This is a genomic window from Pseudoxanthomonas sp. OG2 (assembly GCF_014192765.1).
Taxonomy (GTDB): domain Bacteria; phylum Pseudomonadota; class Gammaproteobacteria; order Xanthomonadales; family Xanthomonadaceae; genus Pseudoxanthomonas_A; species Pseudoxanthomonas_A beigongshangi.
Genome location: NZ_JACHYM010000001.1, coordinates 41,477 through 60,335, shown reverse-complemented (window position 1 = coordinate 60,335; position 18,859 = coordinate 41,477). Strand labels below are relative to the sequence as shown.

The window sequence follows — 18,859 nt, the reverse complement described above, 5'->3', positions numbered from 1 at the left end:
ATATTTTTATTGACAGGGAAGAATCGGGCTGCCTATAGTCGGCCCCATGAAGCACGATCAGCCCCAATTCAGCATCATCGGCGATGTCAGCGTGGACCTGGTCTTGGGCACGCTGAACAGCTGGCCCAAGATTGGCACCGAACAGTTGCTGCCGCGCAGCGAGCTGCGTGCCGGTGGCTCGGCGGCCAACTCCGCCCTGGCGGCGCGCCACCTTGGCCTGAGTCCCCGCCTGATCGGCGCCATCGGTAACGATGACCTGGCCCAGTGGCTGCTGCTGCAATTGGCCGGCATTCCGGTCGAACTGCAAACCTGCGCCAGCGACACCACCATGTCGGTCGGATTGATGCACGCCGATGGCGAACGCACTTTCTTCACCAGTTGCGGGCACCTGCAGCACCTGACCCCGGCCTTCGTACTCGAACACCTGCCGCCGGCGCCGGCCGGCAGCATCGCCCTGTTCACCGCCCCTTTCCTGCTGCCGGGCCTGCGTGACGACTACAGCCAATTGCTGGCGCAGGCATCGGCCAGGGGCTACCAGGTGGCGCTGGATCCGGGCTGGCCACCGGAAGGCTGGACGCCCCGGGTGCACGAGGAAGTCGAAGGCTGGCTGGTCCATTGCGACCATCTGCTGATCAACGAACTGGAGGCGATGAGCATCGCCGGCACCCAGGACCTGACGATCGCGGTGCAGCGCGTCGCCCGCCTGCTCAAGCCCGGCGCCCATCTGATCATCAAGCTGGGTGCGGCCGGCGCGCTCGGGCATGTCGACGGACAGAGCACCCACTACGCGATCGAAGTGGCCCACGGGATTTTCGACACGGTGGGGGCCGGCGACAGTTTCAACACCGGCTACCTGGCGGCGCGGTTGAACCAGGCCGGTCTGCACGATGCGCTCGGTGCCGGCTGCCGGACCGCCGCGGCGATCCTGCCGCGCTTCCCGCGCAAGACCATCGCCGCGGGTGAACTCTCGCATTGTCTGCACCCGTCTCCCTGATCCCGGAGCCACGACCATGAAGCACCGGCCGCTGATCATCAGCTACATCCTCCTGATCTGGTTCGCGATCTCCTTCATCACCAACCTGATCGGGCCGTTGATGCCCATCGCCATCCAGGATTTCAAGCTGAGCCTGACCATGGCCGGCTTCATGCCGTTCTCCTTTTTCCTCGCCTACGGCCTGGTCTCGATTCCGGGCGGCATGCTGATCGAGACCCGTGGCACCCGCTACACCCTGTTCGCCGCCTTCACGCTGAATTTCCTTGGCGCGCTGGCCATCGCCCTGCTTCCCGGCTATGTCTCGGTGGTCGCCGGGTTGTTCGTCATCGGCCTCGGCATGGCCCTGCTGCAGGTGGTGATCAATCCGCTGATGCGCACCGCCGGCGGCGAGGAGCACTTCGCGTTCTTCTCGGTCATGGCGCAGCTGGTATTCGGCCTGGCGTCCTTCCTCAGCCCATTGGTCTTCAGGCTGTACATGCAGCGTCCCGGCGTGGAGGGTCAGCCGCTGGCCTGGCTGACGTTCTACTGGTACTTCAGCGCCGCCTTCGTGCTGCTCGCCCTGCTCAACTACAAGCTGCCGTTGCCGGCGGTGGAACTGAAGGAAGACGAACGCGCCGGCAGCCGCGAAGCCTACCGCAGCCTGCTGCGACGTCGCGACGTGCGCCTGTTCTTCCTGGCCATCGTCGCCTATGTCGGCACCGAGCAATCCATCGCCAACTGGATGTCGCAGTTCCTGCACAGTTATCACGGCCTGTCGGCCACCGAACACGGCGCCGTCGCCGTCAGCCGCTTCTGGGGGCTGATGTCGCTGGGCTGCCTGGCCGGACTGGGGCTGCTGAAACTGCTGGATTCGAAGCTGGTGCTGGCGGTTTTCTCACTCCTGGCCATCGCCTGCCTCGCGCTCGCCCTTTTCGGTTCCGCAGCCGTCTCTCCACTGGCGTTTCCCGCTGCGGGCTTTTTCTTGTCGGTGATGTTCTCGGTGATCTTCTCGCTGGGACTGAACTCGGTGCGCCAGCACCACGGCGCGTTCTCGGGAATCCTGTGCAGCGGCATCCTCGGTGGCGCCATCGTGCCGCTGCTGATCGGCGTCGTCGCCGATCACTGGGGCCTGCGCGTGGGCCTGTCGCTGGTCTTCATCCCCCTGCTCTACATCCTCAGCGTCAGTGCCTGGGCCAGGCCGCTGGTGCGCAACCAGACGCTGTATTCCGCGAAAAACACCCCCGCCTCGCCCTGATGGGCAACCACACCAGCCACTGCGCGGGCCCGATCGCCCCGAGTTGCCGTACAACCAGGAGCCAACGATGAAAAAGCATCCCAGCGCTGTTCGACCGACCGGCATCGCCGCCGCGGTGGCGGCGGTATTGCTCGGCTGTGCCACCGCCCCGGTCCTGGCCCAGTCCAGCACGGATGGCAAGGACAAGCAGGCCAGCCAGGGCGAACCCACGACCACCCTGCAGACCGTGCGGGTGTCGGCCACGCGCCTGGAATCGGATCTGCTGAAGACTCCGGTGACCGTCACTGCGGTCACCCAGGAAACGCTGACCCGCGAAGGCATCCGCGACGTGCGCGGCCTGTCGGGCAAGATGCCCAACCTGCAGATCGCCGCCGGTCCGGATTCCGGCGTGCAGGTCACCATCCGCGGGATCGGCGCCAACAACTTCACCGAGATCGGCGACCCGGCCGTGGGCCTGCATGTGGCAGGCCTGTATTCCCCGCGCCCGCAGGGCGCGCTGGCGCTGATGTTCGACGTGGACCAGGTCGAAGTGCTGCGCGGGCCGCAGGGCACCCTGTTCGGCCGCAATTCGACTGGCGGCAGCATCAACATCATTCCGGCCAAGCCGCGTTTCGATTCCAGCTTCGGCAGCACCGAGATAGAACTGGGCAGCTACAACCTTCGCCAGATCAACCTGATCCAGAACCTCGCGGTAAACGATCGCTTCGCCCTGCGCGTGGCCGCCACCAAGATCGAGCGCGATGGCTGGATCGACCAGCAGCAGGACTTCACCGACGTCAACATTCCGGAACGGGGTTTCATCGCCGACGGCATCCCGGACGTGGACCAGCGTCGCAACGTCCGGGTTCCGCGCAGCAAGTACTACTACAACCGCGACGAATGGGCGGCCCGCATCGCCGCCCGTTTCGCCATCACCGACGATGTCGAGTGGCTGCTGGCCTATGAAAAGTTCCAGAACTCCGGCGCCGGCCAGGTGGGGCTGAAGGACTGCAAGCAGGCCGCTGGCACCCGCTTCGCCTGCACCGGCGGCAAGTGGGACGTGAAGATCAACGTGCCCGGCCGGACGGACATGTCCATCGACACGGTGCGCTCGAACCTCAACTGGTATCTCAGCGACACCAACAGCATCGAGTACAGCGTGGCGTTCGCCAGGCAGAAGCGCTTCCAGATCTCCGATGACGATGGCGGCTACCACGAGATTCCCTCGCAGGTCACCGCGACCCTGCCGGTGCCGGCCGAAGGCGACTGGGGCGTCTGGCCGGTGCGCGACAACACCTCCATAACCCTGGATTCGGAGTACAAGTCGTTCGTCCACGAACTGCAGTTCAAGCACCAGGGCGAGCGTCTGAAGCTGGTGTCCGGCCTGTTCTGGATGCACGAGAAGAACTCGATCGACTACGCCCAGGAAATGCTGGTCAACGCCCCGTTCGGTTATCCGATCAGCCAGTTCTATCACCAGCCCAACCGCCAGATCGACGCCAAGGCGATCTTCTCGCAGGCCGACTGGCGCTTCGCGCCCACCTGGACGGCGACCTTCGGCGCGCGTTTCAGCCGCGATTCCAAGACCGATCGCGGTGGCCAGGTGTATGGCGGCTGGGACAGCGAATCGACGGCCTACTACAACGGGCTTTACGACCCGGGCACGCCGGGCGAACCCGGTTTCCGCCCGCACAACGGCCGTGACCTGACCGAAGGGATGGGACCGTTCGCCGGCATCGGCGCCTACCGGCTGTGGGGACCGCCGGCGGAAAACGCCCATTCCGATTCGTGGCGCAAGTTCACCTACCGCCTGGGCCTGACCAAGGATCTGTCGGACAACGAAATCCTGTTCACCTCGCTGTCCACCGGCTACAAGGCGGGCGGTTTCGGCGACAAGGACGACGCCTGTGACGGCAAGGTCTGCGTGGACGGCCCCGCCGGCCCGCACTACACCTTCTTCCCCTACCGGCCGGAAACCGTCACCAACCTGGAAGTCGGCTACAAGGGCCTGCTGCTGGACAAGCGCCTGAGCTTGTCGGTCACCGCCTTCTACAGCCGCTACAAGGACATGCAGGTGACCGGCGACTTCTTCGCCGCCAAGGTGATTGTCAACGAGCCCTGCCCGGAATGGGATCCGACCTGCGATGTGGTCAAGAAATGGCAGACCGTCAACGTCGGCACCGTGAACATCCCGGGCGTGGAGGTGGAGTTCGACTACCTGCCCACGGCCAACACCCGCATTGGCGGTTTCTTCTCGTACATCAACAGCAAGATGAAGGACTATCCCACCTTCAGCGACGAGTGGAACTGCGGCGTGCGCGAGGAGTTCGGCGCGGTGCCCTGCCCGCCCCCCTACAACGGTCCCAATCCCGAGCTGGCGGGCCGGCAGATCTACGACATCACCGGCAACCACCTGCCGCTGACCCCGAAGTTCACCGCCGGCGTCAACGTGGCGCACACCTTCCGGTTCGGCAACGGCTATGAGCTGGTGCCCTGGATCAACGTCAAGTGGCAGGACAAGATGTACTTCACCCTGCGCAACCTGGACAACGCGCACGTCTCCGATGCGCAGGAAGCCTATGCCACGGTCGATGCCAGCCTGAGCCTGCAGTCACCCTCCTTCTGGCGCGCCGAGCTGTACGTGCTCAACGCCACCGACAAGATGACCAAGAACTGGACCGACGATGCCGGCGGCTTCATCCGTGCCTACTGGAATGATCCGCGCACCGTCGGCCTGCGCGTCCGTTTCGACTACTGAGACCGTCGGTGCCGATGCTCCGGCATCGTCACGGGTTGCTCCAAAAAACCGCCCGAAAGGGCGGTTTCTTAGTCTCGTGCCGCGCCAGTCAATGCGCGGCGATGTAGATGTCGCGCAACACGTCCCGTTCGAGCGAGAGTTCGTCCAGCCGGTTCTTGACGATGTCGCCCAGGCTGACGATGCCCACCAGCTCATCGTCGCTGATCACCGGCAGATGACGCCGGCGCGCATGGGTCATCATCGACATCGCCTGTTTCAGCGTGCTCTCGGGCGTGATGCTTTCGATGGCGGTTTCCACCAGCCGGCTCAGCGGCCGCTCGCCAGCCTGGGCGCCATGTTCCGCCAGCGCGGCCACGACGTCCTGTTCGGACACGACGCCAACCGGCTGCGCCAGGCGGGTCACGACCAGCGCCGCGATCTTGTGGGCGGTCATCTTCCTGGCGGCGGCGCCGATGGTATCCCCGATATCGATGGTGACCACATCGCCGGGCTTGGACTTCAGAAGTTCACGAATTTTCATGGGGGTCTCTGGCTGTTCGGGCTGCACCCATCCGGCGCGTTACCCGTGTTGTGTATCCGGACTCTATGACCTGCCCATCCGCCTCACTAGACGGCCCGAAGGGAATTCACCCTTCCACGGATGTGGGCAATGCGCGAATCCCTACACGCGGCGAGTGGTCCGGAACGCCATCCTGCGCCGGCGGCGCCGCCGCAATCCAGACAGCCCGGCCTTTGCAGCAGGCGTCGGTTCAGTTTTCCGCATCGATGCTCCTTCCCGCGTCTCCCGCCTGCTCTCAGGCATGGATCTCGCCGCCGACCTCGATGCGGGGACTGCGGAACCCCATGGCGATCCATGCGTTCAACAACCGGGCGAAGAACGAGAACGACTGGCGCTTGAAGTTGGGAACGTCGGCGGGCAGGAACGACGCGTCCGCCAGATCGCCGGTCATCGTGCGCATCTCCAGTGGCGGCAGCGTGGTATCGGGCCACAGCCCCCCATAAAGGCTCAACCAATGTCCGCCCTTGAATTCGAGGAACACGGGCGTATTGCAGCAGGACGCGAGAACGCGCCGGGTGCTGGCGTCGGATGACAGCCGAAAGGCCTTCAGGCGGTCCATGCCGGCGACAAAGCGGATGCGGTCTTTCCGGTAGAGAACGAACCGCGTCCCGCCCAACGGATCAAGCAGGGGCCGCGCGCAGGCCAACCGTTGCAGTCGCGCGCCGGCGGCACGGCAACTGTCGCAATGGCATGCGACGCTGGTGATGGGCTCTCCCCGGAGGGTCAGCTTGAACTGTCCGCAGGCGCAAGCGAGGCTCGTGGTCGGCGACATGTCTTTCCTTCCGTCGTGGATTCCATTCTTCGACGAACGGGCTGATCCGATTTCGACACGGTGATCGCGTTACGAAACACCCCAGAGCGCCCGCGCCTCCCCGGCGACCACCTCCGGCATCTCTTCCGGCCAGAACAGCCTGCCGCCCTCGACCCACCGGACCCCGCGGCTGCCAGGCAGGGCCTGGTCGAGCCAGTTCGCCCAGCGGACCGGAAACAGCGGGTCCGCCGTGCCCCAGACCATGCGCGTCGGCGTGTCCAGGCGCCGGAGGTCCGGTTCGATCGCCAGCAAGGGATTGGGGTCGAGATCGGCGAGATAGCGGTTGAGTTGCGACTTGCGCAGCGGCGACGACACGAGCGGCTTGAAGTAGTACTCGATCGTTTCGTCGGTGACGTTCGCGGGCGTCATGTAGGCCGACCCGATGATGCCCTTGTCCGAACGGGCGTAGACGCGATCGTCCAGGTGGCGCTGCATCTTCGGATCATAGTTGCCGGCCTTGGCCGCGTTGATCGAATTGCGCATCTGTTCCGGCGGGCAGTTCTCGTGGACGTCGCAGTTGGTCAGCAGCATCGTCCGGACCCGTTCCGGATGTTGCACGGCGAAGAGTTGCGCGATCGTTCCGCCGCTGTCGTTGGCGACGAGGTCGACGGACGAAACGTCGAGATGGTCAAGGAAGGCCACCAGCATGTCCGCCTGCGCCTGCGGGGAAAGATCCTGTTTCCCGGAGACCTCCGTATAGCCCAGTCCCATGAAGTCCGGCGCGATGCATCGCCGATGCGGCGCGAGGCGTTCGAGCGAACCGCGCCAATGGAAGCCGTTCAACGGAAGGCCGTGGAGAAACAGGGCCGCTGGGCCGCTTCCGACTTCCACGTGGGCGATGCGTCCGAACGGCGTGTCGGCGAAACGGCGCAGCGCGGTGAACGCCGCCGCGTCCAGCGTCGTCCCTTCCCTGCCCGGCGCCATCCGGTACGCGCTGAGGGCGGCGGTACCCGCAATCGCCGCGCATGCCTGCAGAAAGCTCCGTCGTTTCATCGTGGTCCCCTATCGTCAATGGCGTTGTCGGTCGAAGGAAATCGTGGCGTCGCCCGCGCGGTAATCCCTGCGGATAGTCGCCCCGATGCATGCCGTGGAACCCGTGGGTTGGCTGCCTCATCATCACCGGCGCCCGCTGGCGCGACCACGCGAATGCGTGCCGGCAGGCCAAGGCAGGTTGATGGTCGAACGCCTGTTGTTCGCGGGAGGGGGCGGTGCCGGAGCGCCCGTTCTCGCGGTAGCCGAAGGGTGTCGCCCATGACATGGGAGGCAGGGGGAATGGGTGAAATGGGGGGATTCCCGTCCTCGTCCACGCCGTCTTTCAGCGGTCTGTTGAAGCCTCCTTACCGGCCGGATTTTTCACCTCCGGATGGCTGTCCCCTGGCGCCGACGGCCCGAAAAAGAACTCATATGAAACGATCCCAATGGCCTGATTGCATTCAAATTCGCGATCAAAGTTCTAATTTTCTTAAATGAACAGGGCTCAATGAGTGCTATTACCCCTTCCTAGCAGCATCCGATGACAGGTCGTTGACATCTGAATTTATATCGATTCAAACTCGGCTCGCGTTGGCGCCCGTGCCGGCGCATCACGGGTGGGGCACCTTGCAATGGCTGTTGCATCTCGAACGGACGTACCGATCAACGATGTGCCACTTCTCACAGTGGACCTCGGTCATGCCGAAGCCGGTTCGCCACCCGCGCAGGCTTCGAACACCCCGCGCTCGCCTCGGCCACCCCGACGCGACCACGGTCCCTCCCCTTCTTTTCTCCAGGCCGCGGCATCGTTCGGCTCGACCCTCGGCGCGGCGCGCGACCGCCCGGTTCGCGAAATCAAATTCGAGTCACCCGCCTTTTTATTTGGCCGCCATTTGGTAGCGCTACCTGACGAGAACGAAACCCGGGCAAGTCGCCCGGGGCGAGCCACGGATGCAGGTCTGGGCACCGAGCGAAGCAACGCCACCCGCATCCGCCGTCCGACCGGCGGCGCACGAAAACGAACAGGACCTTGAAGAAAACGAAGGGGCGCGTCCCACGCCGGGGATGGGCACGGAACCACCGCAAATCGGCAGCAGGCAACCATCACAGCAACCACCCATTTGATGAGGAAAGGTCATGAAATACCGCAAGTCCGCACTGTCGGCAGCCGTCATTGCCTGCATTGCCTTCAACGCCCAGGCACAGGAAGCCTCGGATCTGGACACCGTCACCGTCACCGGCTATCGCGTTTCGCTGGAAAAGAGCCAGGCGGTCAAGCGCTCGGCCAATTCGATCGTCGATGCGATCAGCGCCGAGGACATCGGCAAGTTCCCGGACACCAATGCCGCCGAATCGCTGTCGCACCTGCCCGGCATCACCGTTGATCGCCAGTTCGGCGAAGGCGAGAAAGTCAGCATCAACGGCACCGATCCGGCCCTCAACCGGGTGCTGGTCAACGGCCAGACCATCGCCTCGGGCGACTGGGGCGGCAATCCCACCGACACCAGCGGGCGCACCTTCAACTACACCCTGCTCTCTCCGGAAATCATCGGCCTGATGGAGGTCTACAAGACACCGGAAGCGCGCATCGACGAGGGCAGCATCGGTGGCACCGTGATCGTGCATACCCGCAGGCCGCTGGACCTGCCCAGGAACACGCTGCGCGGCACGGTCGGCTACAACTACAACGACCGTTCGGAAGACGGCAATCCGCGCGCCTCGCTGCTGTGGAGCTGGAAGAATGCCGCCGAGGACCTTGGCTTCCTGATCTCGGCCACCCACGACAAGCAGAGCATTTCCCGCGCCGGCCTCGAATACTGGGGCTACACGACCGGCCTGCCCGACACCGCCGTCATCAGTGGCGAAGGCGACCCCGCCGCCGCCAAGCTGCCGGTCGGCATCAGCAGTTCCTACTTCCAGCAGGATCGCGAGCGTGACGGCCTGCAGGCAGCGTTGCAGTGGAAGCCCAACGAAAACAACGAAATCAACCTGACCGGTATCTACGTCAAGGGCAAGTACGACAACTTCAGCCAGGCGCGCTACATCTGCCCGGCCTGCAGCCTGGGCCAGATCACCAGCGCGACCATCGACAATGGCTACGTGGTCGCGGCCGAAGTCGGCGGCGACGCGTACGCGCAGCACGATTTCAACCTGCGCAAGAGCGAGGTCGAAACGCGCAGCATCAACCTGCGCCACGACTGGTCCGGCGAGAGCTGGGTATTCACCACCCAGGCCGGCGTGACCAGCGCCAAGGGCGGCAAGGATCCGGAATACCTGATGAAGACCCTGCTGCTCAGCGGTGGCTTCGATTTCGAGTACGACGCGCGGCATACCGTGGTGAACTACGACAACGACGCCGCGTCCAACTGGGGCCTGGCGCCGGGCCAGCAGTACGGCGGCCAGTACTACGAAACCAGCCGCGACAAGGAGCGCTACTTCCAGTTCGACGCGACCCATGACGTGGCCTGGGGTCCGATCAACCAGATCCAGGTCGGTTACAAGTACACCAACCACGACAACGGCGTGTCCTCGCGCGGCAACGCGGTGGACGTGGTGTCGGCGCTCAACCTGACCGAGATCCTGGGCGGCATGTCGCCGAGCGGGCTGTATGACGGCCTGGGCGCCGGCGGCGACCTGGCCTCCTGGCCGGTGGCCGATCTGGGCAAGGCCATCGCCTACTTCAACTCGCTGGCGCCGCGCGGCCCGTACACCTACAACTACGGTCCCTCGTTCAACGTCAAGGAGATCACCACGGCCCTGTACGCGCAGGCGAACTTCGAGTCCGGCAAGTGGCGCGGCAACCTGGGCGTGCGCTACGTGGATACCTCCGACAAGTCGCTGTACTGGGTCAGCAACGGCTCTGGCGGCTACGACCGGGCCCTGGCGAACCGCAGCTTCTACAAGCCGCTGCCGAGCTTCAATCTGGCCTACGAGCTGACCGACGACATGGTGGCCCGCTTCTCCGCCGCCAAGGTGATGGCCCGCCCCCGCTATGGCCAGTTGGCCGGCACGCTGGATCTCAACGACCAGGACTTCACCGGCGGCGGCGGCAACGTCGATCTCGAACCCTACGAGGCCACCAACTACGACCTGGCCTTCGAGTGGTACTTCGCCCCCAGCAGCATGCTGGCGGCCGAGGTGTTCCGCCGCGACATCAGCAACTACGTCGTGACCAATACCATCGAGCAGCAGCTGACCAACCCGATCTCCGGCGTGTCCGGCGTCTACTCCATCAGCCGCCCAATCAACGTCGCCGACGCCTCCGCCACCGGCGTGTCGCTGATCTACCAGCAGGCGTTCGACAACGGGTTCGGCATCAACGCCAACTACACCTATACGGACACCGACACCAGCACGAACCTGTTCCTGCCGTACGTCTCGAAGAACGCCTATACGGTGACGCCGTACTTCGAGAAAGGCCCGTTCAGCGTGCGCGTCAACTACAGCTACCGCTCGGAGTACTACAACCAGGTGGGACGCCAGAACGCGAGCGTGTTTGCCGACGCGTACAAGCAGCTGGATCTGATTGCCGGCTATCAGTTCAACGAGATGCTCGGCGTTACCTTCAGTGCCTCCAACCTGCTGGATGACACCTACTACTGGTACGACACCCAGAAGCGCACCCCGCTGGGCCTCTACAAGAGCGGGCGCAACTACCAGGTGGCCTTCACCTTCAAGTTCTGAGGCGGCCAAGGCACGCCATCGGTCCTCCCTCGATGGCGTGCCGTTCCGTGCGCGTGGCCGCCCCTACGGCCACGCGCTTTTTTCAGCGCCTCGTTCCAGACAGGCACCGTCCCATACCCGTTGTACATTGAGCCACGCTCCGGAGAACCCTTGCCCATGCCCGTGTTCCTTCGCCGCCAGGCCCTGCCGTTCCTGATTGCCGCGGGATGGACGCTGGCGACAATGTCGCTGGCAGCCCCGGCGCACGCGGACGAGGCCGAGCAGCGGGCGGCGGCGCTGGTGGCGAAGATGACGCGCGAGGAGAAAATCGCGCAGACGATGAATGCCGCTCCGGCGATTCCACGCCTGGGCGTACCGGCCTACGAGTGGTGGAACGAGGGCCTGCACGGCGTCGCCCGCAGCGGCCACGCGACCGTGTTTCCGCAGGCCATCGGGCTGGCGGCGACCTGGAATGTCGATCTGCTGGAACAGATCGGCACGGTGACCTCGACCGAGGCCCGCGCCAAGTTCAACCTGGCCGGCGGGCCGGGCAGCGACCATCGGCGTTATGAAGGGCTGACCATCTGGTCGCCGAACATCAACATTTTCCGCGACCCCCGCTGGGGACGCGGCATGGAAACCTACGGCGAGGACCCCTACCTCACCGGGCAGTTGGCGGTCGGCTTCATCCGCGGCCTGCAGGGCGACGATCCCCGGCATCCGCGCACCATCGCCACGCCCAAGCATCTGGCCGTGCACAGCGGCCCGGAACCGGGGCGCCACGGCTTCGACGTCGATGTCTCTCCGCGCGATCTGGAAGCCACCTACCTGCCGGCATTCCGCGCCGCACTGGTCGACGGCGGCGCCGGCGCGGTGATGTGCGCCTACAACTCGCTGCACGGCACGCCAGCCTGCGCCGCGGACTGGCTGCTCGATGGCCGCCTGCGCAAGGACTGGGGATTCCGCGGGTTCGTGGTGTCCGACTGCGATTCGCTCTACGACATGCTGCACTTCCACTACTTCCGTTCCGACGAAGCCGGCGCCAGCGCCGCCGCCCTGAACGCCGGGCATGACCTCAATTGCGGCAACACCTATCGCGCCCTGGGCCAGGCGCTGGATCGCGGCGAGACCGACGAGGCGTCGCTGGACCGGTCGCTGGTGCGCCTGTTCGCCGCGCGCTATCGCCTGGGCGAACTGGAACGCCCGCGGCATGACCCCTACGCTCAACTCGGCGCGGTTGACATCGATGCCCCCGCCAGCCGCGAACTGGCCCTCGAAGCCGCGCGGCAATCGCTGGTCCTGTTGAAGAACGATCACGCGACCCTGCCGCTGAAACCGGATGCCCGGCTGGCGATCATCGGTCCGAATGCCGATGCGCTGGCCGCGCTGGAAGCCAACTATCAGGGCACGTCCACCGACCCGGTGACGCCGCTGCGTGGCCTGCGGGAACGCTTCGGCCAGGCCCGGGTGAGCTATGCGCAGGGTGCGCCGCTGGCGGCGGGGGTGCCGGTGATGATTCCCGAGACCGCCCTGCGCAGCGATGGCCAGGCCGGACTCAAGGGCGAGTACTTCGACAATCCGGATCTGGCCGGCGCCCCACGCGTGGTGCGCCGGGATCGCGTGGTCAGCTTCAACTGGGATCAGGTGGCGCCCGCCGCCGGAGTCGATCGGAATCGCTATTCGGTACGCTGGACCGGTGAACTGCTGCCGCCCGGACCCGGCGAATACACCCTCGCGGTGCGCGTGGCGCGCTGCTTCGATTGCAGCGGGCACGATCCGGTGCGGTTGTACATCGACGACGAACTGGTGATTGCAGGCAACGCGCAAGACAAGCGCGTCGCCGCCGGCGTGCACAACGCCGATGGCCGCAATGTCGAAACGCGCCTGCATTTCACCGATACACGGCCCCGCCGCATTCGCCTGGAGATCGAGCATCACGGCCAGGATCAGGGCCTGCGGCTGGAATGGCTGGCTCCGGCCGACGCGCAACTGGCCGAGGCCGCGCGCGTGGCGGAAAGGGCCGACGCGGTGGTCGCTTTCGTCGGCCTGTCGCCGGACGTGGAAGGCGAGGAACTGAAGGTCGACGTGCTGGGCTTCGATGGCGGCGATCGCAACGCCATTGGCCTGCCGCCGGCGCAGCAAGTGTTGCTCGAGCGCGCCAAGGCGGCGGGCAAGCCGTTGATCGTGGTGCTGATGAGCGGCAGCGCGGTGGCGCTGAACTGGGCGCAGCAACATGCCGACGCCATCCTTGCCGCGTGGTATCCCGGCCAATCCGGCGGTACCGCGATCGCGCAGGCGCTGGCCGGCGACTTCAGCCCGGGCGGACGCCTGCCGGTGACGTTCTACCAGTCGACCCGGGATCTCCCTCCCTACGTCAGCTACGACATGAAGGGACGCACCTACCGCTACTTCGGTGGCCAGCCGCTGTATCCGTTCGGCCACGGCCTGAGCTACACCACCTTCGCCTATGACGCCCCCCGCCTGTCGACGCGGACCTTGACGGCCGGCGAGACGCTGCGGGTAAGCGCGCGGGTGCGAAACAGCGGCGGACGCCATGGCGAGGAAGTGGTGCAGGTCTATCTGCAGCCTCCGCAAGGGCCGCAGTCGCCGATCCGCAGCCTGGTCGGATTCGCGCGCGTGGCGCTGGCGCCGGGCGAATCGCGCGAGGTGACGTTCGAGCTGGACGCGCGCAGGCTCAGCGAGGTCGACCGCGCCGGCCAGCGAGCGGTCGAGGCCGGTGACTACCAGGTCTTCGTCGGCGGCGGCCAGCCCGGTACCGGTGCGCCCGGCGGTGCGGCCGGCTTCTCCATCCTTGGCCGCGCGCCATTGCCGCGCTGATCCGCCGGCTCGGACAGGCACAAAAAGAAACAAGGGAACGAGGAAACGGACGATGACGACACGACGTGGATTCCTGAAGGGCGCCGCCGCGCTGGGCCTGTCCGGCGTCGGTGGCCCCGCGATCGCCACTTCGGCGCGCATCGGCAGATCCGCCCTGCCCGCCGACAGTCGCGCGCGAATGGATTTGAGCCGGCACGTCGATGTATTCATCGGCACCGGCGGCCACGGCCACACGTTTCCCGGTGCGACCCTGCCCTTCGGCATGGTGCAACTCGGCCCGGACACCTACAACACGACCTGGGACGGATGCAGCGGTTACCACGAGTCGCAGGACTCGATCATGGGTTTTTCGCATACCCATCTGTCCGGCACCGGCATCGGCGACATGCTCGACTTCCTGGTCGTGCCGCGCACCGGCGGGGTCCGGCTGCATCCGGGGCCGCCGGATGCGCCGGAAACCGGCTACCGCTCGCGCTTCGACCGCGAGGACGAAGCCGCCTCGCCAGGCTATTACCGGGTAAGGCTGAAGGACACGGATATCCTCGCGGAACTGACCGCCACCGCGCGTACCGGCCTGCATCGCTATCGTTTTCCCGCAGGCAAGCCAGGCCACCTGCTGCTGGATCTGTGCCACGGCTACCAGGACAACGCCGACACGCCCACCCGGACCAGCGAGGCGCAACTGCGCGTCGTCGACGAGCGCACGCTGGTCGGTGGCCGTCGCGTCCATCAGTGGGCCAGGGGGCGCTACCTGTTCTTCGCGATGCGACTGTCGCGTCCATTCGCGCGTGCGCAGCTGTACGCCGATGACCAGCCGCTGGCCGAGGACGCGCGAAGCATCGATGGCACCAGGCTGAAGGCCGCCCTGCACTACCCGGATGCCGGCGCCGCGCCGCTGCTGGTCAAGGTCGGCATCTCGGCGGTCAGCGCCGAAAACGCGCAGGCCAATCTCGATGCCGAGTTGCCGGACTTCGACTTCGCCCGCGTGCATGCCGAGGCGGTCGATGCCTGGGAGCGGGAGCTGGCGCGGGTGCGCATCGATACCGGTGACGGCGGGCAGCGGCGCATCTTCTACACCGGGCTGTACCACAGCCTGCTGGCGCCGACGCTGTTCAGCGATACGGACGGTCGCTATCGCGGCATGGATCTGAAGGTGCACACCCTGCCCGAGGGTTACCACAACTACAGTACCTATTCGCTGTGGGACACCTATCGCGCGCTGCATCCGCTGCTGACCCTGGTGCAGCCCGAGCGCGTACCGGATCTGGCCCAGGGACTGGTGCGCGGCGCGGCCGAATGCCCGGACGGCGTCGGCATCTGGCCGCTGCAGGGCGTGGAAACCGGCACGATGATCGGCTACCACTCGGCGGTGGTGCTGGCCGAGGCGCACGCCAAGGGTTTCGACGGCATCGACTACGCCGCGGCCTGGCCGCTGTTCCGCAAGCGCGCAATGGACGACGACTTCAACGGCCTGGGCTGGTATCGCCGGCTGGGCTACATTCCCAGCGACAAGGTCAGCGAGGCGGCCAGCCGGACCCTGGAATACGCCTACGACGACTGGGCCTGCGCGCATCTGGCACGCGCAGCCGGCGCCTTGGACGATCATCAGGCGCTGCTCGCGCGCTCGCGCAACTATCGTCATCTGTTCAACCCGGACAGCGGTTTCATCCAGCCCCGGCTGGAGGACGGCCGCTGGGCCGAGCCGTTCGACCCGCGCGCGCTGGGCCACTCGGAGCGCTGGCACGATTTCACCGAATCCAACGCCTGGCAGGCCACCTTCCTCAACCAGCACGACCTGTACGGCTACATGGAGGGCTTTGGCGGGCGTGACGGGTTCGTGCGCAAGCTGGACGAATTGTTCGGCACCAGTTCCGAGCTGCCGGCCGGTGCGCCGCCGGACATCGACGGCATGGTCGGCCAGTACGCGCATGGCAACGAGCCCAGCCATCACGTGGCCTACCTGTATGCCTATGCCGGCCAGCCGTGGAAGACCCAGGCCATGGTCCGCCGCCTGATGCGCGAGCAATATCGCGATGCCCGCGACGGCCTGTCCGGCAACGAGGACTGCGGACAGATGAGCGCCTGGTTCGCGCTCAGCGCGCTGGGCTTCTATCCGGTCGATCCGGTCAGCGGTAACTATGTGTTCGGTAGTCCCTTGTTCCGCCGAGCCGAGCTGCACGTTGGCAACGGACGCCGGCTGCACGTCCTCGCTCGTCGCAACAATGCGCGGAATGTCTTCGTGCAACGGGTGCGCTGGAATGGCGAGCCGTATGCGCGCAACTGGATAAGCCACGCCGACCTGGCCGCGGGCGGGACGCTGGAGTTCGAAATGGGGCCGCGACCCAATCTTTCGTTTGGTACCGGTCCGGAGGATTTGCCGCCCGGATTCGGTTGATCCGGCTGGGCTTGCCGGCACGGGGTTGACGGGGCGTTCGCAAAGGCAAGCAGAGCGAGCTCCGCTCTACGGCGCATTCAGCACTGGCTGCGGGCCTCGCAGCGCGGTTTAATCGGCAGGTTACGACTCCGGAATCGAGACGCTCTATGAAGATGACTTGCAAGGCCCTCGGCTGCCGCAGGCTGGCGGCATTGGCGTTGTTCCTTCCCGCGGTTTTCGCCCAGGCCCAGACACCGGCGATCACACCGGACATCACCGGCAGGGAATTCGTCGTGCCGAAGCAGGATTTCGACTACGACAAGCGCGTGGTGATGGTGCCGATGCGCGACGGGGTGAAGCTCTACACCGTCATCGTCGTGCCCAAGGGGGCGAAGAACGCCCCCATGCTGTTGACCCGTACGCCCTACGACGCGGCGGGCCGCGCCCAGCGCATGGAATCGCCGCGCATGATCGACATCCTGCCGCAGGGCGATGAGGTGTTCGTGCGCGCCGGCTACATCCGGGTGTTCCAGGATGTGCGCGGCAAGTACGGTTCACAGGGCGACTACGTGATGACCCGTCCGCTGCGCGGGCCGCTGAATCCGACCAAGGTCGATCACGCCACCGATGCCTGGGACACCATCGACTGGCTGGTCAAGCACGTGCCCGAGTCCAACGGACGCGTCGGCATGCTCGGCTCTTCCTATGAAGGCTTCACCGTGGTGATGGCGCTGACCGATCCGCATCCGGCGCTCAAGGTGGCGGCGCCGCAGAGCCCGATGATCGATGGCTGGATGGGCGACGACTGGCTCAACTACGGTGCGTTCCGGCAAGTCAATTTCGGCTACTTCACCGGCCAGCTGACCAAGCGCGGCAAGGGAACTTCGGTACCCAGCGAGGGGCTGGACGACTACACCACCTTCCTGCGTGCCGGTTCGGCCGGCGACTATGCCCGGACCCATGGACTGGAACAGATTCCGTGGTGGCACAAGATGACCGAGCATCCCGCCTATGACGCGTTCTGGCAGGAGCAGGCACTGGATCGGAAGATGGCCAGCACACCACTGAAGGTCCCGACCATGTGGCTGCAGGGCCTGTGGGACCAGGAAGACATGTGGGGCGCGAACCACAGCTACCAGGCGATGGAAGGACGAGATACCGGCAACAACCTGAATTACCTGGTGATGGGACCGTGGCGGCACAGCCAGGTCAACTACGAGGCACGCAACCTGGGCGCGCTGAAGTTCGACGGCGATACCGCGTTGCAGTTCCGCCGCGACGTGCTCAAGCCGTTCTTCGATCAGTACCTGGTCGAAGGCGCGCCGAAGGCGGATACGCCGCCGGTGCTGGTCTACAACACCGGCGAGGACCGCTGGGACCGCCTGCCGAACTGGCCGCGCAGCTGCGCCCAGGGATGTGGCTCCCCCGCCCGGCCGTTGTACCTGCGCGCGGGCGGCCAGCTCTCGTTCCAGCCGCCGGCGGCCGGCGAGAGCGGATTCGAGGAATACGTTTCCGATCCCGCCAAGCCGGTGCCGTTCGCGCCGCGCCCGGTGCGTTTCGGCGATCGCGACATGTGGACGACGTGGCTGGTCAAGGACCAGCGTTTCGTCGATGGCCGGCCGGACGTGCTGACCTTCATCACCGAACCGCTGACCGAGCCGCTGCGCATCGCCGGCACGCCGTGGGTGAACCTGCAGGCATCCACCAGTGGCAGCGACAGCGACTGGGTGGTCAAGCTGATCGACGTGTATCCCGAGCAGGTCGCCTCGGCGACCGAGATGGGCGGCTACCAGTTGCCGGTCTCGCTGGCGATCTTCCGCGGACGCTATCGCGAGAGCTTCGAACACGCCAAGGCAATTCCCTCCGACCAGACCCTGCCCTATCGCTTCGCGCTGCCGGAGGCCAACCACGTGTTCCTGCCCGGACATCGGGTGATGGTGCAGGTGCAGTCGACCCTGTTCCCGCTGTACGACCGGAATCCGCAGACCTTCGTCCCGAACATCTACTTCGCCAAGCCGGAGGACTACCGCAAGGCGACGCAGCGCATCTGGCACACGCCGGAAGCGGCGAGCTCGATCGAGTTGCCGGTCTATTGAGTGCGGGCGAACGCGCGGCGGTGCGCTCGCGCCGCCGCGGCGTCCATCATCGACGCGCGCCGGGTCTACCGACCGGGCGACGCGCAGGCAAAAGGATGGGATGAGGCTCCGGACGCGCCTGAGACCTAGCGTTCGAGCGTCGCCAGATCTTCCAGGATCGGACAGTCCGGCCGATCGTCGCCGTGGCAACGCCGGGCCAGATCCAGCAGGGTCTGCTGCATGGCCTGCATTTCCCGGATCTTCCTGCCCAGTTCGTCCGCGTGTGCGCGTGCCAGTTCCTTGACCTCCGAACTGGCGCGCTCGCGGTTGTCCCACAATCCCAGCAGCACCTCGATCTGCTTGATCGGAAAACCGAGCACGCGGGCGCGTTTGATGAAGCGCAGGCGATGGAGGTCGTTGTCCGAGTAGATGCGATAGCCGGCGAAGGTGCGTTCGGCCGGCGACAGCAGGCCGATGCTTTCATAGTGCCGGATCATCTTGGCGCTCACGCCGCTGATGGCAGCCGCCTCGCCGATGTTGTGCAGGCCCTGCCGGCGGGCGTCGGCCAGTTCGGGGCGTGGTGCCTGGGTTCGTCTGGACAT

General features: G+C 65.8%; 11 protein-coding genes. 7 read left to right on the top strand and 4 right to left on the bottom strand.

What is annotated here, in order from left to right; all coding sequences use genetic code 11:
* The first annotated feature begins 46 nt into the window (after window positions 1-46).
* The 3 genes from FHW78_RS00235 to FHW78_RS00225 all read left to right on the top strand — a co-directional run bounded on the left by FHW78_RS00235 (window position 47) and on the right by FHW78_RS00225 (window position 4,965).
* Window positions 47-994: a carbohydrate kinase family protein gene (locus tag FHW78_RS00235; protein WP_183636254.1), complete on the top strand. Its 948-nt coding sequence runs from the start codon at window positions 47-49 to the stop codon at window positions 992-994.
* Between the two features lie 16 nt (window positions 995-1,010).
* Window positions 1,011-2,228: an MFS transporter gene (locus tag FHW78_RS00230; protein ID WP_183636252.1), complete on the top strand. Its 1,218-nt coding sequence runs from the start codon at window positions 1,011-1,013 to the stop codon at window positions 2,226-2,228.
* A gap of 67 nt (window positions 2,229-2,295) precedes the next feature.
* Window positions 2,296-4,965 (top strand): TonB-dependent receptor, encoded by a 2,670-nt coding sequence (locus FHW78_RS00225; protein ID WP_183636250.1) that lies wholly within the window; start codon window positions 2,296-2,298, stop codon window positions 4,963-4,965.
* Between the two features lie 88 nt (window positions 4,966-5,053).
* Here FHW78_RS00225 and FHW78_RS00220 read toward each other — a convergent pair whose 3' ends face one another.
* From FHW78_RS00220 to FHW78_RS00210, 3 genes are all read right to left on the bottom strand, one after another.
* A complete protein-coding gene (locus FHW78_RS00220; RefSeq protein WP_183636248.1) occupies window positions 5,054-5,485 on the bottom strand; it encodes a CBS domain-containing protein in 432 nt (143 codons plus the stop codon).
* Window positions 5,486-5,759: 274 nt separating this feature from the next.
* Window positions 5,760-6,296, bottom strand: coding sequence for a DUF6151 family protein (locus tag FHW78_RS00215; RefSeq protein WP_183636246.1), 537 nt, complete (start codon window positions 6,294-6,296; stop codon window positions 5,760-5,762).
* A gap of 69 nt (window positions 6,297-6,365) precedes the next feature.
* Complete coding sequence (locus tag FHW78_RS00210) at window positions 6,366-7,328, bottom strand: alpha/beta hydrolase (protein ID WP_183636245.1); 963 nt, start codon at window positions 7,326-7,328, stop codon at window positions 6,366-6,368.
* Between the two features lie 1,116 nt (window positions 7,329-8,444).
* Between FHW78_RS00210 and FHW78_RS00205 the strand changes: the two genes are divergently transcribed.
* From FHW78_RS00205 to FHW78_RS00190, 4 genes are all read left to right on the top strand, one after another.
* A complete protein-coding gene (locus FHW78_RS00205) occupies window positions 8,445-10,991 on the top strand; it encodes a TonB-dependent receptor (RefSeq protein ID WP_183636243.1) in 2,547 nt (848 codons plus the stop codon).
* A 222-nt stretch (window positions 10,992-11,213) separates the two neighbouring features.
* Entirely contained in the window at window positions 11,214-13,808 is a 2,595-nt protein-coding gene (locus FHW78_RS00200) for a glycoside hydrolase family 3 protein (protein ID WP_255443217.1), read from the top strand.
* A 52-nt stretch (window positions 13,809-13,860) separates the two neighbouring features.
* Window positions 13,861-16,203, top strand: a complete 2,343-nt coding sequence (locus FHW78_RS00195; RefSeq protein ID WP_183636239.1) for a GH92 family glycosyl hydrolase — start codon at window positions 13,861-13,863, stop codon at window positions 16,201-16,203.
* A gap of 146 nt (window positions 16,204-16,349) precedes the next feature.
* Window positions 16,350-18,278 carry a CocE/NonD family hydrolase gene (locus FHW78_RS00190; RefSeq protein ID WP_225562398.1) on the top strand — a complete coding sequence of 643 codons (1,929 nt, stop codon included), beginning with the start codon at window positions 16,350-16,352 and terminating at the stop codon, window positions 18,276-18,278.
* Window positions 18,279-18,403: 125 nt separating this feature from the next.
* Here FHW78_RS00190 and cueR read toward each other — a convergent pair whose 3' ends face one another.
* A complete protein-coding gene (gene cueR, locus FHW78_RS00185; RefSeq protein ID WP_141452908.1) occupies window positions 18,404-18,859 on the bottom strand; it encodes a Cu(I)-responsive transcriptional regulator in 456 nt (151 codons plus the stop codon).